This window comes from Janthinobacterium sp. GW821-FHT03C10, assembly GCF_059420865.1.
Window position 1 is genome coordinate 1 of record NZ_JBWKUN010000011.1, and the last position, 25,655, is coordinate 25,655.

Annotated in this window: 22 protein-coding genes; 9 read left to right on the plus strand and 13 right to left on the minus strand. The window is 61.9% G+C overall.

Going from position 1 to position 25,655, the window contains the following annotated elements; all coding sequences use genetic code 11:
* Positions 1 to 155: 155 nt before the first annotated feature.
* On the minus strand, positions 156 to 1,658 hold the full coding sequence (dacB, locus tag AC07VH_RS27250) for a D-alanyl-D-alanine carboxypeptidase/D-alanyl-D-alanine endopeptidase (RefSeq protein ID WP_494788883.1): 1,503 nt from the start codon (positions 1,656 to 1,658) through the stop codon (positions 156 to 158).
* An 8-nt stretch (positions 1,659 to 1,666) separates the two neighbouring features.
* Positions 1,667 to 2,905 carry a nucleoside recognition domain-containing protein gene (locus tag AC07VH_RS27255; RefSeq protein WP_034753725.1) on the minus strand — a complete coding sequence of 413 codons (1,239 nt, stop codon included), beginning with the start codon at positions 2,903 to 2,905 and terminating at the stop codon, positions 1,667 to 1,669.
* A 219-nt stretch (positions 2,906 to 3,124) separates the two neighbouring features.
* Between AC07VH_RS27255 and AC07VH_RS27260 the strand changes: the two genes are divergently transcribed.
* The 4 genes from AC07VH_RS27260 to AC07VH_RS27275 all read left to right on the plus strand — a co-directional run bounded on the left by AC07VH_RS27260 (position 3,125) and on the right by AC07VH_RS27275 (position 10,044).
* The gene (locus AC07VH_RS27260) at positions 3,125 to 4,927 is read left to right on the plus strand and encodes an ABC transporter substrate-binding protein (protein WP_494788969.1); all 1,803 of its coding nucleotides are present in this window, start codon (positions 3,125 to 3,127) and stop codon (positions 4,925 to 4,927) included.
* Positions 4,928 to 5,143: 216 nt separating this feature from the next.
* Positions 5,144 to 7,897, plus strand: coding sequence for a TonB-dependent receptor (locus AC07VH_RS27265; protein ID WP_494788884.1), 2,754 nt, complete (start codon positions 5,144 to 5,146; stop codon positions 7,895 to 7,897).
* A gap of 88 nt (positions 7,898 to 7,985) precedes the next feature.
* On the plus strand, positions 7,986 to 9,065 hold the full coding sequence (locus AC07VH_RS27270) for a S66 peptidase family protein (RefSeq protein ID WP_489629395.1): 1,080 nt from the start codon (positions 7,986 to 7,988) through the stop codon (positions 9,063 to 9,065).
* Positions 9,066 to 9,150: 85 nt separating this feature from the next.
* Positions 9,151 to 10,044: a YihY/virulence factor BrkB family protein gene (locus AC07VH_RS27275; RefSeq protein WP_494788970.1), complete on the plus strand. Its 894-nt coding sequence runs from the start codon at positions 9,151 to 9,153 to the stop codon at positions 10,042 to 10,044.
* A gap of 476 nt (positions 10,045 to 10,520) precedes the next feature.
* Here AC07VH_RS27275 and AC07VH_RS27280 read toward each other — a convergent pair whose 3' ends face one another.
* The 6 genes from AC07VH_RS27280 to AC07VH_RS27305 all read right to left on the minus strand — a co-directional run bounded on the left by AC07VH_RS27280 (position 10,521) and on the right by AC07VH_RS27305 (position 17,189).
* Positions 10,521 to 11,648 carry an acyl-CoA dehydrogenase family protein gene (locus tag AC07VH_RS27280; RefSeq protein WP_475416726.1) on the minus strand — a complete coding sequence of 376 codons (1,128 nt, stop codon included), beginning with the start codon at positions 11,646 to 11,648 and terminating at the stop codon, positions 10,521 to 10,523.
* Positions 11,649 to 11,688: 40 nt separating this feature from the next.
* On the minus strand, positions 11,689 to 12,357 hold the full coding sequence (locus AC07VH_RS27285; protein ID WP_494788885.1) for an SDR family oxidoreductase: 669 nt from the start codon (positions 12,355 to 12,357) through the stop codon (positions 11,689 to 11,691).
* 73 nt (positions 12,358 to 12,430) lie between these two features.
* Positions 12,431 to 13,627 (minus strand): acetyl-CoA C-acyltransferase, encoded by a 1,197-nt coding sequence (locus AC07VH_RS27290; RefSeq protein WP_489629397.1) that lies wholly within the window; start codon positions 13,625 to 13,627, stop codon positions 12,431 to 12,433.
* Complete coding sequence (gene aceK, locus AC07VH_RS27295; protein ID WP_489629398.1) at positions 13,624 to 15,423, minus strand: bifunctional isocitrate dehydrogenase kinase/phosphatase; 1,800 nt, start codon at positions 15,421 to 15,423, stop codon at positions 13,624 to 13,626. The genes AC07VH_RS27290 and aceK overlap by 4 nt, the downstream gene beginning before the upstream one ends.
* 53 nt (positions 15,424 to 15,476) lie before the next feature.
* The gene (locus AC07VH_RS27300; protein ID WP_489629399.1) at positions 15,477 to 16,661 is read right to left on the minus strand and encodes an isovaleryl-CoA dehydrogenase; all 1,185 of its coding nucleotides are present in this window, start codon (positions 16,659 to 16,661) and stop codon (positions 15,477 to 15,479) included.
* A gap of 123 nt (positions 16,662 to 16,784) precedes the next feature.
* Positions 16,785 to 17,189: a MerR family transcriptional regulator gene (locus tag AC07VH_RS27305; RefSeq protein ID WP_489630736.1), complete on the minus strand. Its 405-nt coding sequence runs from the start codon at positions 17,187 to 17,189 to the stop codon at positions 16,785 to 16,787.
* 714 nt (positions 17,190 to 17,903) lie between these two features.
* Here AC07VH_RS27305 and AC07VH_RS27310 point away from each other — a divergent pair.
* Positions 17,904 to 18,311 (plus strand): hypothetical protein, encoded by a 408-nt coding sequence (locus tag AC07VH_RS27310; protein ID WP_034753756.1) that lies wholly within the window; start codon positions 17,904 to 17,906, stop codon positions 18,309 to 18,311.
* A 246-nt stretch (positions 18,312 to 18,557) separates the two neighbouring features.
* Positions 18,558 to 18,728, plus strand: a complete 171-nt coding sequence (locus AC07VH_RS27315) for a hypothetical protein (RefSeq protein ID WP_426089499.1) — start codon at positions 18,558 to 18,560, stop codon at positions 18,726 to 18,728.
* Between the two features lie 132 nt (positions 18,729 to 18,860).
* Here AC07VH_RS27315 and AC07VH_RS27320 read toward each other — a convergent pair whose 3' ends face one another.
* The 5 genes from AC07VH_RS27320 to AC07VH_RS27340 form a co-directional block, all read right to left on the minus strand.
* A complete protein-coding gene (locus tag AC07VH_RS27320) occupies positions 18,861 to 19,481 on the minus strand; it encodes a UbiX family flavin prenyltransferase (protein WP_475416722.1) in 621 nt (206 codons plus the stop codon).
* Positions 19,474 to 19,785 (minus strand): Grx4 family monothiol glutaredoxin, encoded by a 312-nt coding sequence (grxD, locus tag AC07VH_RS27325; protein WP_034753766.1) that lies wholly within the window; start codon positions 19,783 to 19,785, stop codon positions 19,474 to 19,476. Before grxD ends, AC07VH_RS27320 begins: the two co-directional genes overlap by 8 nt.
* A gap of 105 nt (positions 19,786 to 19,890) precedes the next feature.
* Entirely contained in the window at positions 19,891 to 20,361 is a 471-nt protein-coding gene (locus AC07VH_RS27330; RefSeq protein ID WP_475416721.1) for a GNAT family N-acetyltransferase, read from the minus strand.
* A 4-nt stretch (positions 20,362 to 20,365) separates the two neighbouring features.
* Entirely contained in the window at positions 20,366 to 22,714 is a 2,349-nt protein-coding gene (locus AC07VH_RS27335; protein WP_326459539.1) for a Tex family protein, read from the minus strand.
* A gap of 94 nt (positions 22,715 to 22,808) precedes the next feature.
* Positions 22,809 to 23,174, minus strand: a complete 366-nt coding sequence (locus AC07VH_RS27340; RefSeq protein WP_475416720.1) for a hypothetical protein — start codon at positions 23,172 to 23,174, stop codon at positions 22,809 to 22,811.
* A gap of 192 nt (positions 23,175 to 23,366) precedes the next feature.
* On the opposite strand from AC07VH_RS27340, the gene AC07VH_RS27345 reads away from it, so the two are divergent.
* From AC07VH_RS27345 to AC07VH_RS27355, 3 genes are read left to right on the plus strand one after another with little or no spacing between them, the layout of a single operon-like run.
* Positions 23,367 to 24,092 (plus strand): secretin and TonB N-terminal domain-containing protein, encoded by a 726-nt coding sequence (locus AC07VH_RS27345; protein ID WP_494788886.1) that lies wholly within the window; start codon positions 23,367 to 23,369, stop codon positions 24,090 to 24,092.
* 2 nt (positions 24,093 to 24,094) lie between these two features.
* Positions 24,095 to 24,652: an RNA polymerase sigma factor gene (locus AC07VH_RS27350; protein ID WP_035823145.1), complete on the plus strand. Its 558-nt coding sequence runs from the start codon at positions 24,095 to 24,097 to the stop codon at positions 24,650 to 24,652.
* Positions 24,645 to 25,592 carry a FecR family protein gene (locus AC07VH_RS27355; protein ID WP_489629402.1) on the plus strand — a complete coding sequence of 316 codons (948 nt, stop codon included), beginning with the start codon at positions 24,645 to 24,647 and terminating at the stop codon, positions 25,590 to 25,592. The genes AC07VH_RS27350 and AC07VH_RS27355 overlap by 8 nt, the downstream gene beginning before the upstream one ends.
* The last annotated feature ends 63 nt before the right edge of the window (positions 25,593 to 25,655 follow it).

Sequence of the window (25,655 nt, forward strand, 5' to 3'; positions counted from 1 at the left end):
GCTGGTGCTGTCGGCTTACGCTGCGCTAAGCCGACCTACGCCGACCTACGCCGATCCGCCGACCGACGCTCAGTGTGTGGGGGGACTGCCCCCGGCTGTTCAGCAGGCGAAAAAAAGGCAGCGCTGCGCGCTGCCTATCTGTCTTTGCTTCCCTTTTATTGACCAGCCACCACCGGCGCGACGCCGCTTCTGGCCACCCACTCGATCAGCGCATCGACGGCGGCGCGGCCGTTGCCATTGCCCACCAGGTCGCTATTGATCATGGCGACCACCACGCACTGTTGATTATTCGCATCGGGCACATAGCCGGCGATGGCCACCACATTCTTTAATGTCCCCGTCTTGATGCGGGCGCGCGCGGCGGCCGGGCTGTTCAGCAGGCGCTTGCGCATGGTGCCGTCCAGCGCGACGATGGGCAGGCTGGACTGGAACTCGGGCGCCCATGGGCTTTGCTGCATCGCCTGCAAGACACCGGCCATTTGCGCTGGCGCAATGCGTCCCGTGCGCGACAAACCGGAACCGTTGTCGATCAGCATGCCCTGGGTGTCGATATGGTGCCGCTGGAACCACTCCTGGATCACTTGCCGCGCCCGGTTGGCCGTGTCTTCCGGCGCCGCCATGGCGACGGGACGGCTGCCCAGCCAGCCATCGCTTTGCAAACTGCCCAGGCTGAGGAACAGGGTGCGGGCGAGGGTGTTGTCGGAGGTTTTGTTGATATCGCGTAAGACTTCCGGCAAGGCGCGCGCCACGTGGTCGGCCAGCATGCGCGTGCCGACGGGTTCGGCCGTCGGCGGCAAGCCTGTCAACGGCGCTTCGCGCACCGTGCCCGTGATCGTGCCGCCCAGGCGTTTCCAGGTCGCACGGAACAGCCGGTCCGCATAATCGTTGCGATCAAGCACATTGATGCTGGTGGCCTTGCTGCAATTTTGCGGGAAAGTACCGTGCAGTATCACTTGCAGTTTGCCGCTGGCATCGCGCCGGTATTCTGGCGGACGCCAGCCATCTTCCCACCTGGCGCAACTGCCCTTGACCAGTTTCATGTCGCTGCTGATGCTGACATTCTCGAGCGGCGGCTGCATGAGGATGCTCAATTGCCGGTCCGTCGAGTTCATATTGATATCGAGCAAATTGGTGTTCAGCAATAACGCATCGGGGATGACGTTGTAGCGGAACTCGGCCGATTCGTCGAACGGTGGCGCGCCGATATCGGGCCGTGCCGGCTGGAACAACTGGCGGTCGAGGATCAGATCGCCCTTGATTTTCACGATGCCCTGGTTGCGCAGGGTTTGCAGCATGTGTTCCAGCACGTCCGCGTTGAAATCCGTGTCGGCGCCGCCGCGCAGGATCAGGTCGCCCTTCAGCACGCCATTGATGACGTCGGCGCTGGTGCGCAGTTCCGTGCGGCCGCGGAAGATGGGGCCCAGCTGCTCCAGGCCCACGGCCGTCGTCACCAGCTTCATGGTGGATGCGGGTTGCATGCTGCGCTCGGCCCCATGCGACAGCACGGTGGTGTTGCCGCGCAAGACGATGGCGCCCATGGCGTCTTCGGGAATATTCGCGCTGCGCAGCAGCAGGCTGACGGATTCGGGCAATTGCGCCTGTGCATTCGACAAGCCGATGCCAGCCAGCAAGGCGGCGATGAGGACGGGACGGAACATGGCTCTCCTTAGTGGAAAAAGACGTAGGCAACGAAGACGGCCGTGATCACGCCGGCCAGATCGGCGATCAGGCCGGCCGTGATGGCATAGCGCGTCTTGCGGATGCCCACCGAGCCGAAGTACAGGGCCACGATATAGAAGGTGGTGTCGGCCGACCCCTGGAAGACGCAGGCCAGGCGGCCGACGAAGGAGTCGACGCCGTAGGTGTTCATGGCGTCGATCATCATGGCTTTCGAGCCGGAGCCGCTGAGCGGCTTCATCATGGCCGTCGGCAGGGCGGGCACGAAGTCCGTATTGATGCCCAGGTTGGCGAAGAACCAGTTCATGCCGCTCATCAGGAAATTGAACACGCCCGCGTTGCGGATCACGCTGATGGCCACCAGCATGCCGACCAGGTAGGGAATCACGGTGATCGAGGTCTGGATGCCGCCCTTCGCCCCTTCGATGAAGGCGTCATACACGTTCACCTTCTTGCGCAGGGCACCGATGATGAAGATGGCGATGACGCTGATCAACACCAGGTTGCTGACCACCTTGGACACCAGCTCGATTTCCTGCTTCGTCAGGTATTGCGTGAAGTACCAGATCATGGCGACGATGGCGCTCGTCATGCCGCCCATCCATCCCAGCACGACGCGGTTGAGCAAGTTGATGCGTTGCTTGATGGACACCGTGATGATGCCGACCATGGTGGCGACATAGGTGGCGATCATGCACGGGATAAAGATGTCGGACGGGTCGGCCGCGCCGAGGATCGAGCGCTGCGCCATGATGGCCAGCGGAATCAGGGTCAGGCCCGAGGTGTGCAGCACCAAAAACATGATTTGCGCATTCGTCGCCTCTTCCTTGTTCGGATTCAAGGTTTGCAGGCTTTCCATGGCTTTCAGGCCGAAGGGCGTGGCCGCATTGTCCAGGCCCAGCAGATTGGCCGAGAAATTCATCACCATGTGGCCCGTGGCCGGATGGTCTTTCGGAATTTCCGGGAAGATGCGCGAAAAGAACGGTGCGATGACTTTCGCCAGCCAGCCGACGATGCCCGCCTTTTCACCGATGTTCATGATGCCGAGCCACAAGGTCATCACGCCCGCCAGCGGCAGGGCGATATCCATCACGCCCATGCGCGCCGTTTCGAACGTGCCGTCGATGATGCGCTTGAAGATATCGGTATCGCCGAGAAACAGCCACTGCAGCACTGCGGCCAGGAAGCCAACGAGGAAAAAGCCGGACCAGATGTAATTAAGTGCCATATGCGATCAGTTCTGTATTTCGGGGAGGTGAAAAGGTGCTGCAAGCAAAGTATAGAGGCAGCCCGATACGAGTTGATGAAAGAATGCAGCAATCGCATGCCAAAAAGTTATAAGCTGGCAGCCTGTTTTCATTGGCGCCCCATAGCTTGCCCGCGTAGTGTGGGGGATGCCCGTCGCTTATCGCTGTTCGTTACCCTTGTCTGCACTGGATCACTGATGATGTTTTTACGCAAAACCGCCTGCGCCGCCGGCCTGGCCCTGTTGACGCTATTTACCGCGCCCGCCGATGCCGCCACCGATGCCCGCGCAAACAAGACCCTGCACCTGTTCCTCAGTACCAGCGAGACGGGCCTGGACCCGGCCGTGGCGTCGGACCTGGCCAGCCTGAATTTGATGGAAAACATCTTCGATCCCTTGCTGCGCTACGACTACCTGGCGCGCCCGGTGCAGCTGCAGGGCAATACGGCACGCGGCTTGCCGAGCGTGGAAGATGGCGGCCGCACGTATCTCTTTCATTTGCAGCCCGGCATTTTCTTCACCCCCGATCCCGCCTTCAAGGGCCGGCCGCGCGAAGTGACGGCGCAGGATTATGTGTACAGCCTGACGCGGCTGTATGACCCCAGCCTGAAGTCGCCGTGGCTGTTCTTGCTGGAAGACAAGCTGGTGGGCGACGCGGCCCTGAAAGCCAAATTCAGCTACGACACGCCGATCGCCGGCTTGCAGGCGCTGGACAAATACACCCTGCGCATCCGCCTCAACGCCATCGACCCGAACTTCCTGTTTTACCTGGCCATGCCGGCGACCGCCGTGGTGGCGCGCGAAGTGGCCGAAGCGTATGCGGCGCCGGGACAGATCGGCAACCACCCCGTGGGCACGGGACCGTTCCTGGTGAAGGAGTGGAAACGCAGCGACAAGATCGTGCTGCAAGCCAACCCGACTTTCCGTCCTACCGTGTTTCATACGGAAACCAAGGCGCTGGCAGCCTTGCCGGCCGACGCGCGCGCCATCGCCGCCGCGCTGGAAGGCAGGCAATTACCGCTGGTCGAGCGCATCGAGGTGCGCATCGTCGAGGAATATCAATCGCGCATGCTGGGATTCCTGAAAGGCGAATTCGATTACCTGGAACAAGTGCCGGAATCGATGACGGACATGGTGCTGGAAAACGGCGCCTTGAAACCGGCGCTGGCCGCCAAGGGCTTGCAGCTGACGCGCTTTCCCGTGCTGCAGACGTATTACATGTGGATGAACATGGACGATCCCGTGTTGGGCGGCATGAGCAAGGACAAGCTGGCCCTGCGGCGCGCCATTGCCCTCAGCTACAACAGCCGCGAAGACATCGCGTTATTAAAGAAAGGCCTGGCCTTGCCGGCGCAGTCGCCGCTGCCGCCGAATGTGCTCGGCTACGACAAGCATTACCGCAGCCCCGTCGGCTACGATCCGGTGCTGGCGTGCGCCCTGCTGGACCGCTTCGGCTACAAGGCGGGGCCCGACGGCTTTCGCACGCAGCCGGACGGCACGCCCTTGATGTTGACCATGCATACGGAGCCGAGCACGGTGGGGCGGCTGCGCGATGAATTGTGGCGGCGCAACCTGAACGCCATCGGCCTGCGCGTGGAATTCAAAAGCGACAAGAAGACGGAAATCATCAAGGCCTCGCGCCTGGGCAAGGTGCAGATGTTCGAGACCAACTGGATCGCGGACTTCCCCGATGGCGATAACTTTATGCAATTGTTGTATGGCGGCAACGTCGGCCGCGCCAACTATGCCCGCTTCAACTTGCCCGATTACAATAAACGCTATGAGGAGGCGCGCCTGCTATCCGATACGCCGCGCCGACGCAGTCTGTACTTCGACCTGTTTCAGCTGATCCACGCCTACACGCCGTGGGTGTTGCTGACGCATCCCATCTCTGCCGACCTGCAGCAACCGTGGCTAAAAAACTACAGGCGTCACCCCGTGGAATTCACGTCCTGGCGCTACCTGGACGTGGATAAAAGCAGGGCTAGCCCCGCAGGCAAGTGACCATGTCACTGAAAAGGGCATTCATTCCAAAAAGTTATGGTTAGGAAAGCATTTTTCATTGGCTGGGCCCGGATGCATCGCGCTACTCTGAAAATGAAAACAAATAAAGTAAAGCGCTGGCGTCATAAAAAAATGTACCGCGAGACAGACGCCGCGACCTTACAAAACAGCCTGACTTGAGAACTCAAGTTTCGATTGCCCAACAAGGAGAGACCAGTGAAATTGAAGAAACTAGCGCAGTTGGTGGCATTGATGGGGGTAGTGGGGCCGGTGATGGCACAGGAAGCGGCGGCGCCAGCGATGCAACGGGTCGAAGTGACGGGCAGCAGCATCAAGCGGGTGGCCAAGGAAGGTGCGCTGCCGGTGCAGGTCATCTCCTTTGACCAGATCGAAAAACAGGGCATCACGACGACCGAGCAATTGGTGCGCACCCTGTCGGCCAACGGCACGGGCGCCGATAACATGACTTCGGGCAATAACGTGTTTGGCGCCGATGCGGACAGGGTCAGCGGCGGCGCCTCGTTCGCCTCGCTGCGCGGCCTCGGTCCATCGAGCACCCTGGTGCTGCTGAACGGCCGCCGCATCGCCACGCACGGCGCCAGCGGCAAGTCGGTCGACCTGAACTCGATCCCGCTGGGCGCGATTTCTCGCGTGGAAATCCTCAAGGATGGCGCCTCGGCCATCTACGGCACGGACGCCATCGGCGGCGTGATCAATTTCATTCTGAAAACCAATTACAGCGGCGTGGAAGCGTCCGTCTCCACCAACGATACGCAGGCCGGCGGCGGCGCCACGCGCCGCGCTTCCCTGCTGGCAGGCACGGGTTCGCTGGAGTCGGACCGCTACAACATCATGGCCAGCCTGACCGTTGATAAAGCGCAACAGCTCAATGGCCGTGACCGCTCCTTCGTCAACGGCTTCCAGCCGGAACGCGGCCTGTCGCCCGATACCACGGGCACGCCGTTCGCCAACCAGATGGCGGGGACCGGCACGGCACTGGGCACGTCGTTCCAGCTGCCGGGCGATGCGAATAAATACCTGCAAGCCAATCCGCTGAGTTTCCAGGGCAAGTGCGACACCATCGCCGGCATGTCGCAATACCAGACGGAACTGTGGAAAGACGTGACCTCGCCGCTGCGCACAAAGTATTCGTGCGCCTACGACTATGGCGCTGACTATGTGCTGCAATTCCCTGTCGAACGGGCCAATCTGCTGTCGCGCGGCACCTTCCAGCTGGCGCCCGACCACCGCATGTTTGTCGAAGTGCTCGGTTCGCGCACCAAGGCCACGGCCATCCTGACGCCGATGCAGGTACAGGCGACTGTCGCCAACAAGAATCTGTATCCGGTCGGTGGCGCGTATTATCAGGATCTGTCGGCCTACATCCCCACGTTCGACAAGAGCAAGCCGATTTCCTACAAATGGCGCGCCAATGACGTGGGCAACCGCACGCAGGAAAACACCACCGACAATGCGCGCGTGCTGGTGGGCTTTGAAGGCAACTTCGGCAAGTGGGATTACAAGGCCGGCATTTCGCGCGCCGAAAGCAGCACCAAGACCAAGCTGACGGATGGTTATTCCTACACGGACAAGCTGTACGCAGCCTTGGCGACGGGCATCATCAATCCGTGGGTAGGCGCCGGTCAGAGCCAGACGGAAGCGGCCAAGCAATTGATCGAATCGACCAAGTTCCGTGGCGACTTCCAGCACGGCAAGACGACCCTGACGCAGATCGACGGTTCCGTTTCGGGCGAACTGTTCCAGTTGCCGGCCGGTGCGCTGGCCATGGCGGCCGGCTTCGACTTGCGCCGCGAAGGTTACAGTTTCGCGCAAGACGTCGACGCCACACAGATTTTGCTGTCGCCAGGCAATGCCGCACTCAAAGATGCCAGCCGTACCGTCAAGGCCGTGTATGCCGAGCTGCTGGTGCCGGTCACGAAAGACCTGGAAATGCAGCTGGCTATCCGCCGCGACGATTACAGCCTGGTGGGCGCGACGACGAATCCGAAAGTGGCCTTCCGCTATCAGCCGGCCGACTTCCTGCTGTTCCGTGGTTCGGCCAGCAAGGGTTTCCTCGCGCCAAGCTTCCAGCAGCTGTATTCTGGTTCGCTGAGCCAGGAATTGCCGAACGGCGTGGTCGACCAGGAAGGTTGCGCCAAGCATCCGGGCGTGCCCGAATATTGCGCCATCGACCGCCTCGACTACAAGACGGGCGGCAACACGAATTTGAAGCCGGAAACGTCGAAGCAGGGCAGCGTCGGTTTTGTCATCGAACCGTTCAAGGGCTATTCGGCCTCGTTCGACTACTGGGCCATCAACACCAAGGACCGCATCCTGAACCGCACGCCGCAGATCGTGCTGGCCAATTACCAGGCGCTGAACCAGTACATCCACCGCAATCCGGACGGCACCATCGAGTACGTGCAGGCGGGCTGGATCAATGCGGCAGGCAGCCGCGTGCGCGGCCTCGACGTGGGCTTGCGCGGCGAAGGCAAGATCCGGGACGCGAAATGGACGGCGACCCTGGACGGCACGTATATGGACAGCTTCAAGTTTGCGGAATATCAAGGCCAGGAATACCAGGAACTGGTCGGCAAGTTCTATACGCGCGACCTGTACTTGCGCTGGAAACATAACGCCAGTTTTGGCGTGTCGCGCGGCGACTGGAGCGGCTTGCTGATCCAGAGTTTCTCGTCGGGCTACAAGGACCAGTTGCCGAATGGCGGCAAGGGGTCGCCGCCGCCGGGCTTCAAGCCGGACGTGTCCAGCTACACCACGTATAACCTGTCGGGCACGTACACGGGCTTCAAAAATACCACCATCACCGTGGGCATCCAGAACCTGTTCGACCGTGATCCCCCATTCACCGCGCACAACGTGGATGAAGTGGTGGGCGCCGGCTGGGACCCGCGCGTAGCCGACCCGCGCGGCCGCTCGCTGTCGTTCCAGCTGAAGTACAAGTTCATGTAAGGCGGTCATGCCGGCGGCGATCCCGTCGGCATGCTAACCTCGTGCGGCGGCGCCTGGCGTCGCCGTTTTTATTCCAGGAAAGGGCCGCATGTCCAGTCAGACCAATCTCAGCCGGCGCCGCTTCGGCGGCTTGCTGGCCGCCACCGTGGGGGCGGCAGGCACACCGGCGTGGGCGGCGGCCGCGCAAGGGAAGGACAAACGCATGCAACAGCACCACGCATTGATCAAGCCGGCGCGCCTGCGCGACGGCGACCTGGTCGCCATCATCGCGCCGGGCGGTTTTACGGATGAAGAGGCCATCGCCAAGGCCCAGCGCAACATCGAATCGCTGGGCTTGCGCGCCAGCCTGGGCGCGAATATCCGCGCCGTGCACGGCAACTATGCGGGCACGGTGCGGCAGCGCCTCGACGATCTGCACGCGGCGTTCGCCGATCCCGAGGTCAAGGCGATCTGGGCCATCCGTGGCGGTTCCGGCTGCATTTCGCTGCTGGCGCTGCTCGACTACGCCTTGATCCAGCGCAATCCGAAAGTGCTGATCGGCTATTCCGACATCACGGCCCTGCACCTGGCCATCGCCAGCCAGACGGGCCTGGTGACCTTCCACGGTCCCGTGGCGTCATCGACGTTTTCCGACTACACGGTGACGCAGCTGCGCAATGTGTTGATGACGCCGCAAGACAGCTACACGATACCGATGGCGCTGGACAACCACCGCCGCGCGCAGACGCAACCGAACTTCGCCATCCGCGCCGTGCATGGCGGCCAGGCGACGGGACGCTTGACGGGCGGCAACCTGTGCATGGTCAGCGCGCTGGCCGGCACGCCGTATGCGGCCGATTTCCGCGAGCATATCCTTTTCCTCGAAGAGATCAATGAAGTGCCCTACCGCATCGACAGGATGCTGTGCCAGCTGGACCTGTCCATCGGTTTCAAGCACGCGGCGGCGCTGATGCTGGGCATCTTCGAGCATTGCGAGGCGGCCGAGGGCGATACGGCGCTGACCCTCGATGCCACGCTGGACCAGCATTTGCTGCCCTTGAGCATGCCGGCCGTCAGCGGCTACTCGTTTGGCCACATCCGCCACCAGTTCACGCTACCGATGGGCATATTGGCGACCCTGGATGCGGACCGGCAAACCTTGACCTTGCTGGAGCCGGCCGTCTGCTAGCGTACGGTGCAGCGGGGCGATTGTCAGTATGCTAGTGTGATAAGGCGTGGCACGAGGCCGCGTCGCCTTCCTCACCGCACCCGACATGATCAACCGCCACGCCAGTACCTATATCCTCAGCCACCCGCTGGCCTTCGCGCTGCAGGTGCTCAAGGGTTTCCGCGCCAACCAGGGCTTGCTGCTGGCGGGCGCCGTCGCGTATTACTCGCTGCTGTCCATCGTGCCCTTGCTGATGCTGGTGGTGGTGGCCCTGTCGCACGTGATCGCGCAGGATGAATTGCTGCAAACAATCGGCCATTACCTGGAGTGGCTGGTGCCGGGACAATCGAAGGCCATCGTGGCGGAAGTGGCGCATTTTCTCAATAACCGGGGCGTGATCGGCTGGCTCTTGCTGCTGACCATGCTGTTTTTCAGCTCCCTCGCGTTTACCGTGCTGGAAAACGCCATGAGCGTGATCTTTGTCCACCGCGTCGCCATCCGCCGCCGCCATTTCCTCATTTCCGCCGTGCTGCCGTATTGCTACATCCTGTGCCTGGGCGTGGGCATCTTGCTCATCACGCTGGTGGCGGGCAGCCTGCAAGTGATGGGCGAGGAAAGCGTGCGCTTCCTGCGCCACGACTGGGGCCTGGAGGGCGTGTCCGGCGTGCTGCTGTATCTGCTGGGGCTGGCGGGCGAAATCCTCGTGCTCAGTTCGATTTACCTGGTTATGCCGGTGGGAAGATTGTCGATCACGCATGCGCTGATCGGCGGCGTGACGGCGGCCCTGCTGTGGGAAATCGCCCGCCATGTGCTGGTCTGGTATTTTTCCACCTTGTCGCAGGTCAATATCGTGTATGGCTCGATGACGACGGCCATCGTCGTCATGTTCAGCCTGGAAATCGGCGCCACCCTGCTGCTGCTGGGCGCACAGGTGATTTCCGAATACGAAAGAGTGGCCCGTGGCGGCGAAGAAGACAAGCCGCTGGCGCTAAGGACTTGATTTAACGAATGGTTTCAATTCGTTATTGCACCGCACAAAAAGCTGTGCTATACTCCGTTCAGTGATTGAGATTTGGCAGCAAATTATCTCACCATCCAGTTTCAGCGCGGCGACCGACAGGTGTAATGTCGATGGCGTGACAGTGCGAAGAAATGGATTTTGTAATTCCGGATACGATGGTCGATTTTACACTTGGAGTCACCATGCAGATAGCATGGGAGTCCGAAAATCAGGAGGCACTTTGCAGATAGCACTGGCGTCCATGACACGATTAAAGCATTGGTAATACATTGGAACGAAGCCCGCGCTAGCGGGCTTTTTTTTCGTCTGGTGGGCGCGTTTATAAACCTACTGCGCAGCCCGCTCTCGAATCGGCGTTACTCGCCGTACCGAAGTACGGCTGCGTTACTCAATCCGATATCGGGCTTGCTCGCTACGGTTTCTAAAAGCGCCGAGACTGTTACTTCCAAATACTTTTACAAGGCCCTGGCGATCAGGATTTTCTGGATATCGCTGGTCCCCTCGTAAATCTGGCACACGCGCACGTCGCGGTAGATGCGCTCGACGGGGAAATCGGACACATAACCATAGCCGCCGTGCACCTGGATGGCGTCCGAACACACTTTTTCCGCCATTTCCGACGCAAACAGCTTGGCCATGGCCGCTTCTTTTAAACACGGCAAGCCCGCATCCTTCATGGCCGCCGCGTGGCGTATCAGCTGGCGCGCCGCTTCGATCTGCGTGGCCATGTCGGCCAGGCGGAATTGCACGGCCTGGTGTTCATAGATGGGCTTGCCGAAACTTTCCCGTTCGCGCGCGTAGCTCAGCGCTGCCTCATACGCGGCGCGCGCCATGCCCACGGCTTGCGAAGCGATGCCGATGCGTCCGCCTTCCAGGCCGGACAGGGCGATCTTGTAGCCTTGTCCCTCTTCGCCGATCAGATTTTCCGCCGGGATGCGGCAATTCTCGAACAGGATCTGCGCCGTGTCCGACGAATGCTGGCCCATCTTCTGTTCCAGTCCCGCCACGATGTAGCCTGGCGTGTTCGTCGGCACCCAGAAGGCGCTGATGCCGCGCTTGCCGGCCGCCTTGTCGGTGACGGCCATGACGATGGCCACGTCCGCATACTTGCCGCTGGTAATGAACTGCTTGGTGCCGTTGATCACGTACGCATTGCCGTCGCGGGTGGCCGTCGTGCGCAGGGCCGAGGCGTCGCTGCCCGTGTGCGGTTCCGTCAGGCAAAATGCACCGAGCATCGTGCCTTGCGCCAGCGGACGCAACCATTGTTGCTTTTGCGCATCGTTGGCGTACATCATGGCGATGCTGCACACGGGGCAATTATTTACGGAAATGATGGTCGAGGTGCCGCCATCGCCGGCGGCGATTTCTTCCAGCACCAGGGCCAAGGACACGTAGTCGAGGCCGGCGCCACCGAGCGCTTCCGGCACGGCCACGCCAAAGGCGCCCAGCGCGGCCAGTTCCTGTAGTTCTTCTTTCGGGAAATGATGTTCCTTGTCCCAGCGGGCCGCATTGGGCGCCAGGCGCTCGCGCGAAAAACTGCGCAGCGCTTCTTGGATCATCGATTGTTCTTCATTGAGTATCATGGGACGTCGTCTCGTTTGTTTTTATGGTGGATTCAGTGAATTACCAGGCGATGGGCTTGCCGTCGTAGTTGCGGAACACGGCCTTGTCCGTGGCGGGCAGGCTGGCCAGCGTGGCGCGGATGCCGGCTGCGCTTTTCTCCGGGGAAATATCGGCGCCGGCGCCGCCCATGTCCGTGCGTACCCAGCCCGGGTGGAAAGCGACGCAGCTGACGCCTTGCGGGCCATGCACGAGGCTGGTATCGATCAGCACGGAATTCAAGGCGGCCTTGCTGGCGCGGTACAGCGAGCCGCTGGGGTTACCCCGCTCGCTCAGGGAGCCCATGTGCGAAGACAGCACGGCCAGTTTGCCCTTGGCATTGGCCACCAGCGGCGCCAGGATCGGCAGCAGGCGCATGGCCGCCAGCACGTTCGTGTGCATGACGAGATCGAAATCGGCTTGCGCAGGGAAACCGTCATGGCGGGGGCCGTACACGCCCGCGTTGAGGATGGCCACGTCGAGCTTTTCATCGTCGAGCTTCCAGCCCAGGCCGGCACAGCCTTCCACGTCCGTCACGTCGAGCTGGTGCGCTTCCGCACCCAGTTGCTTGAGGGCCTCGCAGGCGTCCGGCGTGCGCGCCGTGGCGATCACTCGCCAGCCGTCGTGGCGGTACTGACGGACGATTTCGTGGCCGATGCCGCGCGAGGCTCCGATGATCAATGCGGTTGGCATATGTTTTCTCCCTGAAAATAAAATGAAAGGCGCGCACCGTGAACCGCGGTGCGCGCCCGTGCTCGGGAAGAGCTTATACCAGTTCGATCGCCATCGCCGTCGCTTCGCCGCCGCCGATGCACAGGGCCGCCACGCCGCGCTTGCCGCCGGTTTTCTTCAAGGCGCCCAGCAGGGTGACGATGATGCGCGCGCCCGAGGCGCCGATCGGGTGGCCCAGCGCGCAGGCGCCGCCGTGGATGTTGATCTTGCTGTGCGGAATGTCGAGGTCGTGCATGGCGGCCATCGGCACGGCGGCGAACGCTTCATTGATCTCGAACAAGTCGACATTGCTGCTGCTCCAGCCCGTCTTGGCGTAGAGTTTCTTCACGGCGCCGATGGGGGCCGTGGTGAACTCGTTCGGCGCTTGCGCATGCGTGGCGTGGCCGTGGATTTTCGCGATGACGGTGCAGCCCAGCTTTTTCGCCGTCGATTCGCGCATCAGCACCAGGGCTGCCGCGCCATCGTTGATCGACGAAGACGAGGCGGCCGTGATGGTGCCATCCTTCTTGAACGCTGCCTTCAGGGTCGGGATTTTTTCCAGGCGGGCTTTTTGCGGGCCCTCATCGATGCTGACGATGGTGTCGCCGCCGCGGCCGGAAACGGTGACGGGTACGATTTCCCATGCGAAACTGCCATCCTTGGTGGCCGCTTGCGCGCGCTTCACGGATTCGATGGCAAACGCATCCTGCGCTTCGCGCGTGAACTGGTACTGGCTGGCGCACTCTTCGGCGAACGTGCCCATCGAGCGGGCATTGCCCTTTTCGTCGCGGCTGTAGGCGTCTTCCAGGCCATCCATCATCATGTGGTCATAGATCATGCCGTGGCCGATGCGGTAGCCGCCGCGCGCCTTCGGTACCAGGTAGGGGGCGTTGGTCATCGATTCCATGCCGCCCGCCACCACCACGTCGGCGCTGCCGGCGAGCAAGGTGTCATGCGCGAACATGGTCGTCTGCATGGCCGAGCCGCACATTTTCGACAGGGTCACGGCGCCCGTGGAATCGGGCAAGCCTGCCTTGCGCAAGGCCTGGCGCGCGGGCGCCTGGCCCTGGCCAGCCATCAGGCAATTGCCGAAAAACACGTGCTCGACGGCGTCCGGTGCCACGCCGGCCCGTTCGACGGCGGCGCGGATGGCCACGGCGCCCAGGTCGCTGGCGGTGACGTTGGCAAAATCGCCCTGGAAGGCGCCCATGGGGGTGCGCGCGGCACCGACGATTACGACTGGATCATTCATGTTGGATCTCCGGTTAAGGGTGGGGAGGGTGACTGCATACAAAAACGCAGGTGCTGCGGATACGGGAAGACGTCCTCGATATGGCCGTCTTCGATGCGCTGCTTGCGCGCCTGCCAGTATTGCGCCGTCAGCAGGTCGGCATGGTGCTGCATGAAATATTTACGGATGCGGGGATTACCCAGCAGGAAGGTGCCGAATTGTTCGGGAAACACATCGTGCTTGCCGATGGGATACCACGGTTCGGCCGACATTTCTTCCTCCTCCGTGCGGGCTTGCGGGATGGCGCGGAACTGGCAATCGGTGATGTACTCGATTTCATCGTAATCGTAAAAAACGACACGCTGATGACGTGTCACGCCAAAGTTTTTATACAGCATGTCGCCAGGAAAAATATTCGCCGCCACCAGCTCCTTGATGGCGTTGCCGTATTCGACGATGGCGTGTTCCACCAGGTCGTCGCGGCCTTCCTTCTCGGCATTGCTCAGCCACATGTTCAGCGGGACCATGCGCCGCTCGATGTACAGGTGGCGGATGATGATCTGCCCGTGGTCTTCCTCGATCAGCGAGGGGGCGAACTGTTTCAGTTCGGCCAGCAATTCCGCGGCAAAGCGGGCGCGGGGAAAGGCCACGTTGGAATACTCGAGCGTGTCGGCCATGCGGCCCACGCGGTCGTGGTGTTTCACCAGCAAATACTTTTGCTGGACTTGCGCGCGCGTGGTTTCCTTGGGAGGAGGAAAGAAATCCTTGATCACCTTGAAGACATACGGAAACGACGGCAGGGCAAACACCAGCATGACCAGGCCGCGAATGCCAGGCGCGCTTTCAAAATGATCCGACGAATGTTTTAAATGCTGCAGGTAGTCGCGGTAAAACAAGGTCTTGCCCTGTTTTTGCAAGCCCAGTATCGTATAAATTTCACTGCGCGGTTTGCGCGGGAGCAAACTTCGGAGAAATTGCACATAGGCGGACGGCACTTCCATATCCACCAGGAAGTAGGCGCGCGTAAATGAAAACAGCACGGCGATCTGCTGCTGCTCGAACAGCACCGTGTCGAGCACCAGCTTGCCGTGCCGGTTGTGCAGGATGGGCACGACGAACGGGTATTCGCGGTTGCCGTTGATGGCCTTGCCGACCAGGTAGGCGCCCTTGTTGCGGTAGAACAAACTGGTCAGGACCTGGAGCTGGTGGTTCGGTTCCAGCCGGTCGCTGCCGAACAGCTGCTGCAGGCGCGCTTCCACCTGGGCCACGTCACGCTCCAGGTTGGCAAATGCGCAGTCCAGCTGGAAATTGCTCACCATGCGCGTCAGGGTGTCGCGCAAGCCGTCCTGGCCCGGGTAATACACGCGGTAAGTAGGAGCGGGGTCTTGCGTTTCGATGTACTCCGTGGAAACGACGGGGCGCACGAAAATATAGTCGTTATTGAAATACGTGCGGTGCAGGATGTTACAGCAGACGGAATTGAAGAAGGTTTCCGCCAGTTCCGGCTGCTTGTGTTCCGTCAGCATGCCGATGTAGTGCAGCTTGAGTTCGCGCCATACTTCGTCGCTCAACTCCGACTCTTCGTACTCATCTTCGAGCATCTGCACGCATTCCTGCACGCGCTTGTCATAGAAGTCGATGCGTTCGCGGGCCGCCGTCTGTGCCGCGCTCCAGGCGCCTTGCTCGAAATACCGCTTGGCGTGCTGGCTCGTTGCGCGGAACAGGCGGTAATGCTTGTCGAAGCCGTCGCGGATGGTGCGCGCGATATCGAATGCAATCTGGGAAGAGAGCAATTTGGGGAAGGCAATGTGCGTCATATCTGTGCTCGCATAAATGGCTCATCACCCAGTCGATACCCGCGCGCGCCTGTTTACTTGGTTTCCGCAAACAGTTCGCGGCCTATCAGCATGCGGCGGATTTCGCTGGTCCCGGCGCCGATTTCGTACAGCTTGGCATCGCGCCACAGGCGGCCGGCCGGATACTCGTTGATGTAGCCGTTGCCGCCCAGGGCCTGGATCGCTTCGCCCGCCATCCAGGTCGCCTTTTCTGCACTATACAGAATGGCGCCGGCCGCATCCTTGCGCAGCTGGCGCACGGCTTCCGGCGTGGTGGCACGGTCGCAAGCCTGGCCCACGGCGTAGACATAGGCCTTGCACGCCATCATGGTCGAATACATATCGGCCAGCTTGCCCTGCATCAACTGGAATTCGCCGATGGGCTGGCCGAATTGCTTGCGGTCATGTACGTAGGGCACGACCAGGTCCATGCAGGCCTGCATGATGCCCAGCGGGCCGCCGGACAGCACGGTGCGCTCGAAATCGAGGCCCGACATCAGCACGTTGACGCCCTTGCCCAGGCCGCCGAGCACGTTTTCGGCCGGTACTTCGCAATCCTGGAACACCAGTTCACCCGTGTGCGAACCGCGCATGCCCAGCTTGTCGAGCTTTTGCGCGATGGAAAAGCCCTTGAAATTCTTTTCGATCAGGAACGCCGTCATGCCGCGCGGACCCGCTTCCAGGTCGTTCTTCGCGTACACCACCAGCACGTCCGCGTCGGGACCGTTGGTGATCCACATCTTGGTGCCGTTCAAGACCCAGCGGTCGCCCTTGAAGTCGGCGCGCAGCTTCATGCTGACGACGTCCGAGCCCGCGTTCGGTTCCGACATGGCCAGGGCGCCGATGTGTTCGCCCGTGATCAGTTTCGGCAGGTATTTCGCCTTTTGCTCGGCCGTGCCGTTGCGCTTGATCTGGTTGACGCACAGGTTAGAGTGGGCGCCGTAGGACAGGCCGATGGAGGCCGAGGCGCGCGAGATCTCTTCCATGGCGACGATGTGCGCCAGATAGCCCATGCCGGCGCCGCCGTATTCTTCGCTGACGGTGATGCCGAGCAAGCCCATGTCGCCCATCTTGCGCCACAGGTCCATGGGGAACTGGTCGGTGCGGTCGATCTCGGCCGCGCGCGGCGCGATTTCGGCGGCGGCAAATTGTTGGATCGCTTCGCGCAGGGAGGCGATGTCGTCGCCGTGGTCAAAGGTCAAGCCTGGAAGATGGAGCATGTCGTCCTCGTCGTTATAAGTGTGGCGGTCATGGGGGCCGGGTCAGTGAAGCTATGATACTCAGTTGTGACGTTTACGTAAACGTAAAGCGATGCGCGCGGCAGGTGTCCGCCGCTTGCCTTGCTAGGTTGTTTGCGCCTTATCAATATTCAAGTCGGCCAGCATGCGCGCGCACGCGTCTTCATGCGCGCTGATTTCCGCCAGCGCCATTTCGATATCGATGCGCTGCTGCTCCAGGGTCTGGCGGTGCTGCGCCAGCACGCCCAGGAAGCGGTCCATCTGCGCGCGCGTGTCCTTCGGCGACTCGTACATGTCGACCAGACTCTTGATCTCCGACAAGGCCAGGCCCAGGCGCTTGCCGCGCAGGGTCAGCTTCAGGCGGGTGCGGTCGCGCGGCGTGTAGACGCGGCTGCGGCCGCCTGCGCCTTCGCGTTTCGGACTGAGCAAGCCCTGGTCTTCATAGAAACGGATGGCGCGCGCCGTGATGTCGAATTCCCGCGCCAGTTCGGTAATGGTATAGGTCGTCAAGGGTGCGGGCGGTGTCGGTTGCATGGGTGGTCGGTCGTCAGATGGGATGCGGCGAGGCAGGTGGTGGCAAAGTGCCGTTTACGTCAACGTCAATACTATTGTAGCGTGCCCTGCCCGTGCTGCAACAAAGAAAAAAGGCGGCGTGGGCAGGAGAGTTTGGCGAATAAGGCAACGATTACTGAAAATAAATTGATTCTTCTTGCGCAAACGCGCTTAAGATCGAGAGTTGGTGGCCAAGATGACACCAAAAAGAGCTTTCCTGGCATAACGGCGACATTCTTTTCGCTGCGATGGCAGTAAAATTTTTTGGCGCAGATTCTTTCCAATAAGCACGATCAAAAAACAACGTTTTCACTATGAGCACGTTGTATAGGTTGTTTCTATATTGAAAACAAAATGGCCCTTCTGAAAACTTTGTCTACGAGAAATTGTATGACATGGGCATTGCGCGTATCGGTGGAGGAGGGCATTATCCGATACCGTACGTTGTAATGCCAAACCGAGGCTTTGAATCGTGCTGCAGTGCGAAAATCAAGGCTAGCCGCGAATTTGACCCGAAGCCACACAGAATCACAAGAGAAAATTCGGCCCACTTTTTCACCTGAAAAGCCCGGCCGGAGTGTTAATTGTTAATTGATACTCTTTTCAAATGTAACAATCTGTATGGTCATTCAAGAAACTGACTTTCATGTTACAACATGAAATAGTACACCTATGAATTCTTCTAACGAACGCGAAAGCTTCAGCCAGCGACTTCAGTTGGCTCTCAAAAACGCCCATTACTCTCCAGACAGCCCGACCAGACTGGCCCGGGAATTCAACATCCGTTTCGACGGACGCCCGATTACTGTGCATGCAGCTAGGAAATGGTTAGTAGGTGAAGCAATTCCCACGCAAGAAAAATTGCGCATGATTGCCCAATGGTTGGGCGTTCCCGCGGAATGGTTGCGTTTTGGCGGTCCGGAAAGCGCCACGCCGAATGGCGAAGCGGGCAGCGCTTTATCGCGTTTTGAGTCCGCTGATGTGAAATTAATTGCCGATTTGCAAAGATTAGATGAACATCATCGTCAAATCGCGCGAGAATTTATTCGCATGCTGGTGAGAGTCAACTACCAAAAGTAAGCATCCAGGCCCTCCCCGGCCGGCGCCGTCCGCCTTTCGCTGGCGGCGCTCCCCCTGTCCTTTTATTTGCGCAAGGTCATACTGGAGACATGATTTTGCCGCACAATAAGACCTCGCATGTTGCGCTGCGTACGGGATTATTTGACAATAATCCCGTACGCAGCGGCGCAGCGGCCAATACCAGCGCATAATCACATCAGAAGCAGCCAGTTCATCCACTACGGAGCCGAGCATTTGAGCCGTCTTATGAAAAGTAACTACAGCAATACCGCGCAGCTGAAGGACTTGATGACCGTGCCCCCCATGACTGCCGCGCAACATGCGGAAGTGATGCGCAAACGGATCGCCCACCGCAGGATGGTTGAAGAAGCCAGGGATTTGAAGCAGGCCAGTGCTCATCAGTTCGACAAGAGGTGAGGGATGCCTGACCAAAGCTGCTGCGCGTCGGCATAGGTAGTCTGCGATGCTCACCGTGCTGGAGTACGGTTGCGCTTCTTGACCACCTCTTCCTTCCGCTCGCTACGCTTTTGTCGGGCATCGTGACGCTAACTACAAGATAGGGGTGTCGCCAGACGTTGTGGATTTCAAGCCATTCCAGCGCGGTGCCAGGGCGTGCTCGATGCCGAGCAGGTCGATGACCCTCGCCACCGTATGGTCGACCATCTCCGCGATGCTCTGCGGGTGGTGATAAAAGCTCGGTAAGGGCGGGAAGATGATGCCGCCCATTTCGGTCACGGCCGTCATATTGCGCAGGTGCGCCAGGTTGAACGGCGTTTCGCGCACCATCAGGATCAGGCGCCGGCGCTCCTTGAGCACCACATCGGCGGCCCGCGTGATCAGATTATCCGACAAGCCATGCGCCACGGCCGCCAAGGTCTTCATCGAACACGGTGCGACGACCATGCCATCCGATTGAAACGAGCCGCTGGCGATCGAGGCGCCGATGTCGCGCAGCTTGTGCACGACGTGCGCCTGCGCTTCGATGTCCTTGCGTCCCACGCCCGTTTCCTGGTGCAGGGTCAAAACAGCGGCATCCGACAAGACCAGATGCGTCTCGACGCCGGGGATGGCGCCGAGCAATTGCAGCAGCCGCAAGCCATACACGGCGCCCGTGGCGCCCGTGATGGCCACGACGATACGGCGCGGCCGCTGCGTTTGGCTATCAGGCATCCAGCAGGGACTTCAGTTCGCCCGATTCAAACATTTCATTCATGATATCGGAACCACCGATGAACTCGCCTTTCACATACAGCTGCGGAATGGTCGGCCAGTTCGAGTAATCCTTGATGCCCTGGCGAACTTCCGGGTCGTCCAGCACGTTGACGGTGGCGATGTTTTCCACGCCGCACGCTTTCAGGATCTGGATGGCGCGGCCGGAAAAGCCGCACTGCGGGAACTGGGCCGTGCCCTTCATGAACAGCACGACTGGCGTGTTCGTCACGGTTTCTTTGATCCAGGTTTGTACGTCGCTCATAGCTGCCTCTGATGGGTAAATAAATAGATGCCGTCATTTTATAAGAAAACGACGGCACGGGTATGCGCTCAAGTCATAAATCGGGCAAGTCAGCCACGTTGAAGCTTATAGGGTCTTGCCCAGGCAGGCCGATTGTGCCGCGCCCACGTATTTGCCCCAGGCAAGGACCGGCACATAGCCGTGTTTGGCATAAAACGCCACCGCGCGGCCATTCGCCACGCGGGTGGACAGGTGCAGGGCCTGGTAGCCATGCCGGCGCGCCTGCGCCTCCACGTGGGCCAGCAGGGCCGCGCCCACGCCTGTGCTGTCGGGGCGCGCATACATGCGCTTGAGTTCGCCTATGGCACTGTCCGGCCCGCCCAGCGGGCGCAGGGCGGCGCAACCGAGCAGTTCTCCGGCGCCGTCGCGGGCCAGGTAAAAGCCGCCGCGCGGCGTTGCCGCTTCGATATCGAAGGAAGAGCGGCCGCTGTCGCCATTGATGCGCAGCAATGCTGCCGATAACGCATCGAGCAGCAACTGCGCATCCGGGCTGGCGGCGTCCACCGCCAGGATGACGAGGTCATGCCCGGCGGCCACGAGCTTAACCGCGCAGCTTGGCGAACGCGGCGGCCATGCTGCCGGCCGGCTCCGGTGCGTTGCGCGACTGCGACTGGTGCTGCGCCATGCTGCGGCGGTCGTTGCGGTCGCCACGCTGCTCGGGCTTGCTGCCCGCCTGCGGCGCGCTGTCCGTCAGGCGCATGGTCAGCGCGATGCGCTTGCGCTTCTCGTCGACTTCCAGCACTTTGACGCGCACCACTTGCCCGGCTTTCACCACCGTGTGCGGGTCCTTGACGAAGGTGTTCGACAGGGCGGAGATGTGCACGAGGCCATCCTGGTGCACGCCGATGTCGACGAAGGCGCCAAAGGCGGCCACGTTGGTGACCACGCCCTCGAGAATCATGTCCGGGCGCAAGTCGCGGATTTCTTCCACGCCTTCCTTGAAGGTGGCGGTGGTGAACTCCGGACGCGGGTCGCGGCCCGGCTTTTCCAGTTCCTTCAAGATGTCGGTAATGGTCGGCACGCCGAAGGTTTCATCCGCGTATTTTGCCGGGCTGAGGGTTTTCAGCAGGGCCGTTTCGCCGATGACGGCCTTGATATCCTTCTTGATGTCCGCCAGAATCTTTTCCACCAGCGGGTACGATTCCGGGTGGACGGCCGAGGCGTCGAGCGGGTTCTCTCCGCCCATCACGCGCAAGAAGCCGGCCGCCTGTTCGTAGGTCTTGTCGCCCAGGCGCGGCACGGCCTTCAAGGCCGCGCGCGAGGTGAACGCGCCCTTCATGTCGCGGTAGGTGACGATGCTTTGCGCCACGCTGGCCGACAGGCCGGACACGCGCGCAAGCAGGGGAGCGGACGCCGTGTTGACGTCCACGCCCACGGCGTTCACGCAATCTTCCACCACGGCATCGAGCGAGCGGGCCAGCTGGCTTTGACTCACGTCATGCTGGTACTGGCCCACGCCGATCGATTTCGGGTCGATTTTCACCAGCTCGGCCAGCGGGTCTTGCAGGCGGCGCGCGATCGACACGGCGCCGCGCAGCGACACATCCATGTCCGGCAATTCCTTCGAGGCGAATTCGGACGCCGAATACACCGACGCGCCCGCTTCCGAGACGACGATCTTCGTCATCTTCGCTTCCGGGTGCTGCTTGATCAAATCCTGCGCCAGTTTATCGGTCTCGCGCGAGGCGGTGCCGTTGCCGATCGAAATCAGCGACACATTGTGCTTGGCGGCAAGACGGCCCAGGGTATGCAGCGAACCGTCCCAGTCGTTCTTCGGCTGGTGCGGGTAGATCACGGCCGTGTCGACGACTTTACCGGTGGCATCGACCACGGCCACCTTGACGCCCGTGCGCAGGCCGGGATCGAGGCCCATGGTGGCGCGCTGGCCGGCCGGCGCGGCCAGCAGCAGCGCTTTCAGATTGGTGGCGAAGACGTTGATCGCGTCGAGTTCCGAGCGTTCGCGCAGCGCGCCCATCAGTTCCGTTTCCAGGTGCATGAAGCTTTTCACGCGCCAGGTCCAGCGCGCCGTGTCCGCCAGCCACTTGTCGGCCGGGCGGCCTTGCTGCTTGATGCCGAAGCGGGCGGCGATGCGGCCCTCGCACGGGTTGTGCGGCGCATCCCATTTCGGTTTTTCCGCTTCCGTGTCCAGGCGCAGGGTGACGTCGAGGATGCCCTCGCGGCGGCCGCGCAGCAGGGCCAGCGCGCGGTGCGATGGCACTGTCGAAATGGTTTCCGAGTAATCGAAATAATCGGCGAATTTCTCGCCTTCGTCCTGCTTGCCTTCCACCACTTTCGATTCGACGATGCCATGTTCCTGCACGTATTCGCGCAAGGTTTGCAGCAGGGTCGCGTCTTCGGCGAAGCGCTCCATCAGGATCTGGCGCGCGCCGTCGAGGGCCGCCTTGGTGTCGGCCACGCCCGGGTTGTTGCCGTCGGCACTCGTAAACGCCTCGCGCAGGAACTTGCCCGCTTCCATTTCCGGCGTCAGTTCCGGGTTTTCCAGCAAGCCGTCGGCCAGCGGCATCAGGCCCGCTTCGATGGCGATCTGCGCCTTCGTGCGGCGCTTCTGTTTGTATGGCAAATACAGGTCTTCCAGGCGCGTCTTGTCTTCCGCGTGCATGACGGCGTCGAGCAGCTCGGGCGTCATCTTGTTCTGTTCCGTGATCGACGCCACGATGGCGGCGCGCCGCTCTTCCAGCTCGCGCAGGTAGCGCAGGCGCTCTTCGAGCAGGCGCAGCTGGATATCGTCGAGGCCGCCGGTCGCTTCCTTGCGGTAACGGGCGATGAAGGGCACGGTGGCGCCTTCGTCGAGCAGTTCGATGGCGGCGGCAACCTGCACCGGTTTGGCGGCAAGTTCAAGGGCAAGGCGTTGTTCGATAGTGGGCAGCATGGTTGTTTCCAGAGCGATCAAGCCTGGAATGATACGCAATCGGCGCGATTGCGCAATCTTGACAGCGCAAATGGACTGTGCGTTGACAAGCGGCCTAGCGAGCCGGCAGCAGCGGGCTGGCGGGCGTGGGAGCTGGCGGCCTTTGCGGCGTGACGGATTTGCCAAAGGCATTGCCCATGCGGTGTTCGAGGGCGGCGCGGTTGTACAGGCCCAGCTGGTTCGACGGACGCTGCATGATCGCTTCGGCGCCGGACAGGGCGGGCGGCGGCCCGTTCATGGTGTTGCTATTCGGCAATAATTTTTCATTCAAGCAAGACATCGATGGCGCGCGCCGGCCGTTCGCTTCCACCTCCACGCAGCCCTTTGGCGGCGCGGCGGCCTTCACGACGACGGTGTGCTCGTCCGCCTGTGCGGGCAGGGCGGCGCAGATCAACAGCAACAGCGATAACAGGCGTGCCATGGCGGCTCCCGGAGCGGTGGGGAAGCGGCCAGCATAGCAAGGCCATGTGTCGCAGCGATGACACGCCAGCCCGCTAACTAGGTGACCGATGTCATGCAGTTGTCATTTTATGAAGCTACCATCTTGCCATTCTGCTTGAAACATTGCAGTCAAGACACTTCATAAGCAGGCTCTCGTTGATTTCCCTGGAAAATGACACGAACTCACCGCCGCACCGCAACAGGCAACGCCCTGGCCCTGTCCGCTTGTTTGCTGATGACATTGATGACATTCATGCGGCCGGCGGCGGGCGCGGGCGGCAATGATGCGGGCGCGCCTGCCACCGTGCGCTTCGACCTGCCCGCCCAGCCGCTCGACGCGGCCCTGGTGGCGTTCGGCGAAGTGACCGGCTATTCCGTGCTCGTCAGCAGCGAACTGGCGGCGGGCAGAGTGGCGGCGCCCGTGCGCGGCGACTACACGCCGGCCGAGGCGCTGCAGCGCCTGCTGGCCGGCACGCAACTGGGCGCGCGCTTCAGCGGCAGCAATGCGTTTACCTTGCTGGCGCTGGCCGACGCCCCGGCAGCGCCGGCGCTCGTGCCGGCCCAGGCCGCCCCAGCCGCGCCGCCGCTGCAGGGCTATGCGGCCATCCTGCAGCGTTCGCTCACGCGCGCCCTGTGCCGCCTGCATCCGGACGCCTTCGGCCGCTACCGCCTGGCCTTCCAGCTGTGGCTCGACGAGCGGGGCAAGGTGCGCGCCGTGCACGTGCTGGAAGCGAGCGGGGTGGCGCAGCGCGACCGCGCCGTGCTGCAGCGCCTGCGCAGCCTGCTGATGGATGGCGCACCGCCCGCGGGCTTGCCGCAGCCGCTGACGATCCTGTTGACGCCGCGGCCCGACCCGGATGCCGATTGCGCGCCCTATCTGCCGGCCGGAGCGCCCTGAGCATGCCGGAATTACTCAAAACCACCTTGCGCAAGCTGTTCCTGGAACGTTACGGACAGTTTCGCCGCCACCTGCAGCGCCGCCTGGGCTCGGAAGACCTGGCCAACGACGCGCTGCATGAAACGTATTTGCGCGTGGAGCGGATGAACGCGCCCGAGGCGATCAGCTATCCGTCCGCGTATCTGATGCGCATCGCCATCAACATTGCGGAAGATCAACGCCGTGACAATGCGCGCCTGCTCAGCCTTCCCGATATCGACGATCTGTACGAGATGGCCGACGAGCTGGCCGACCCGGCCCGCACCTTCAGCGCGCGCGCCGAACTGGAAGAACTGGAACGGGCCTTGCAGGAGTTGCCGAAACGCCGGCGCGCCATCGTCATCGCCGCCCGCGTCGACCAGTTGCCGCACCGCGACATCGCCGAGCGCTTCGGCATTTCCGCCCGCACGGTGGAGAAGGAATTGCGCGCCGGCCTGGAACATTGCTGCGAACGCATGGGACGCGATTTCATCCAGCGCTTCGGTCCCGGCGCGGGAAAAACGTCTAAACATCATGATTGAACAAGCGGAAGACGACATGGGTGTCATCCAGAAGGAAGCGCAGGCATGGGTCGTGCGCCTGGCCTCGGGCCAGGTCAGCGAGCGCGATGCGCAAGTGTTTCGCCACTGGTGCGCGCGCAGCCGCAGGCATGCGACGGCGTTTGCCGAGGCGCGCGCCGTGTGGGGCGCCATGGCGCCGGCCGCGCGCGCCGTCAAGCGGGCACAGGCGCCGGTGAATACGGCGCGGCGCGCCTGGCTGGGCGGCGCCGTGGCGGCCTCGCTGGGCTTGCTGGCGCTGCGCCCGCCGACGGACCTGTGGCCGGCCGTCGCGGGTCTTGCCGCCGACTATGCCACGGGCACGGGCGAGCAGCGCGAAGTGGCGCTCGATGGCGGCGTGCTGGTGCAGATGAATACGCAGACGCGCCTCGACGCGGCGCCCCTGCAGGACGGCGCCGCGGCGCTGGTGCTGCTGGCGGGAGAGGCGGAATTCCAGGCCGGCTTGCGCGGCGCGGCGCGGGTGCGCGTGCAGGCGGGCGACGGCAGCGTGTCGGCCGGCAGCGCGCGCTTCAATATCCGCCTGTTCGGCCAGGAAGTGTGCGTGACGTGCCTGGCGGGCCGCCTGCGCGTGGCGCAGGCCGGCAACGATGCGGAGCTGGCGGCGGGCCAGCAGCTGCGTTACCGGCCCGAGCATTTCGGCATCGCCCGCGCGGTGGCGAAGAGCGACGTCAGCGCGTGGCGCCACCGGCTGCTGGTGTTCAAACAAAGCACCCTGGCCGAGGTGGTGGACGAGGTGAACCGCTACCGTCCCGGCAAGCTGATCCTCAATGGCGACGCCTTGAAACACACGCGCGTGCAAGCGAGCTTTTCGCTCGACCGTCTCGATGACGTGATCGCCCTGATCCAGGACGCGTATGGCGCGCGCGTGACGCGGCTGCCGGGCGGCATCGTGCTGTTCGGCTAGCGATGCACGCCGATGGCATGCCGCCAATTATGACATTTTCATGACCTTTTGCAGTCCCGGACC

What these genes read in the sequence shown, in the direction of transcription:
- AC07VH_RS27275 (WP_494788970.1), top strand. Translation starts at nt 9,151, where the DNA reads ATGATCAACCGCCACGCCAGTACCTATATCCTCAGCCACCCGCTGGCC.
- AC07VH_RS27355 (WP_489629402.1), top strand. Translation starts at nt 24,645, where the DNA reads ATGATTGAACAAGCGGAAGACGACATGGGTGTCATCCAGAAGGAAGCG.
- AC07VH_RS27285 (WP_494788885.1), bottom strand. Translation starts at nt 12,357, where the DNA reads ATGCCAACCGCATTGATCATCGGAGCCTCGCGCGGCATCGGCCACGAA.
- AC07VH_RS27320 (WP_475416722.1), bottom strand. Translation starts at nt 19,481, where the DNA reads ATGCCTGATAGCCAAACGCAGCGGCCGCGCCGTATCGTCGTGGCCATC.
- AC07VH_RS27315 (WP_426089499.1), top strand. Translation starts at nt 18,558, where the DNA reads ATGAAAAGTAACTACAGCAATACCGCGCAGCTGAAGGACTTGATGACC.
- AC07VH_RS27350 (WP_035823145.1), top strand. Translation starts at nt 24,095, where the DNA reads ATGCCGGAATTACTCAAAACCACCTTGCGCAAGCTGTTCCTGGAACGT.
- AC07VH_RS27310 (WP_034753756.1), top strand. Translation starts at nt 17,904, where the DNA reads ATGAATTCTTCTAACGAACGCGAAAGCTTCAGCCAGCGACTTCAGTTG.
- dacB (WP_494788883.1), bottom strand. Translation starts at nt 1,658, where the DNA reads ATGTTCCGTCCCGTCCTCATCGCCGCCTTGCTGGCTGGCATCGGCTTG.
- AC07VH_RS27260 (WP_494788969.1), top strand. Translation starts at nt 3,125, where the DNA reads ATGTTTTTACGCAAAACCGCCTGCGCCGCCGGCCTGGCCCTGTTGACG.
- AC07VH_RS27300 (WP_489629399.1), bottom strand. Translation starts at nt 16,661, where the DNA reads ATGCTCCATCTTCCAGGCTTGACCTTTGACCACGGCGACGACATCGCC.
- AC07VH_RS27280 (WP_475416726.1), bottom strand. Translation starts at nt 11,648, where the DNA reads ATGATACTCAATGAAGAACAATCGATGATCCAAGAAGCGCTGCGCAGT.
- AC07VH_RS27290 (WP_489629397.1), bottom strand. Translation starts at nt 13,627, where the DNA reads ATGAATGATCCAGTCGTAATCGTCGGTGCCGCGCGCACCCCCATGGGC.
- AC07VH_RS27270 (WP_489629395.1), top strand. Translation starts at nt 7,986, where the DNA reads ATGTCCAGTCAGACCAATCTCAGCCGGCGCCGCTTCGGCGGCTTGCTG.
- AC07VH_RS27345 (WP_494788886.1), top strand. Translation starts at nt 23,367, where the DNA reads ATGACACGAACTCACCGCCGCACCGCAACAGGCAACGCCCTGGCCCTG.
- AC07VH_RS27255 (WP_034753725.1), bottom strand. Translation starts at nt 2,905, where the DNA reads ATGGCACTTAATTACATCTGGTCCGGCTTTTTCCTCGTTGGCTTCCTG.
- aceK (WP_489629398.1), bottom strand. Translation starts at nt 15,423, where the DNA reads ATGACGCACATTGCCTTCCCCAAATTGCTCTCTTCCCAGATTGCATTC.
- AC07VH_RS27340 (WP_475416720.1), bottom strand. Translation starts at nt 23,174, where the DNA reads ATGGCACGCCTGTTATCGCTGTTGCTGTTGATCTGCGCCGCCCTGCCC.
- AC07VH_RS27335 (WP_326459539.1), bottom strand. Translation starts at nt 22,714, where the DNA reads ATGCTGCCCACTATCGAACAACGCCTTGCCCTTGAACTTGCCGCCAAA.
- grxD (WP_034753766.1), bottom strand. Translation starts at nt 19,785, where the DNA reads ATGAGCGACGTACAAACCTGGATCAAAGAAACCGTGACGAACACGCCA.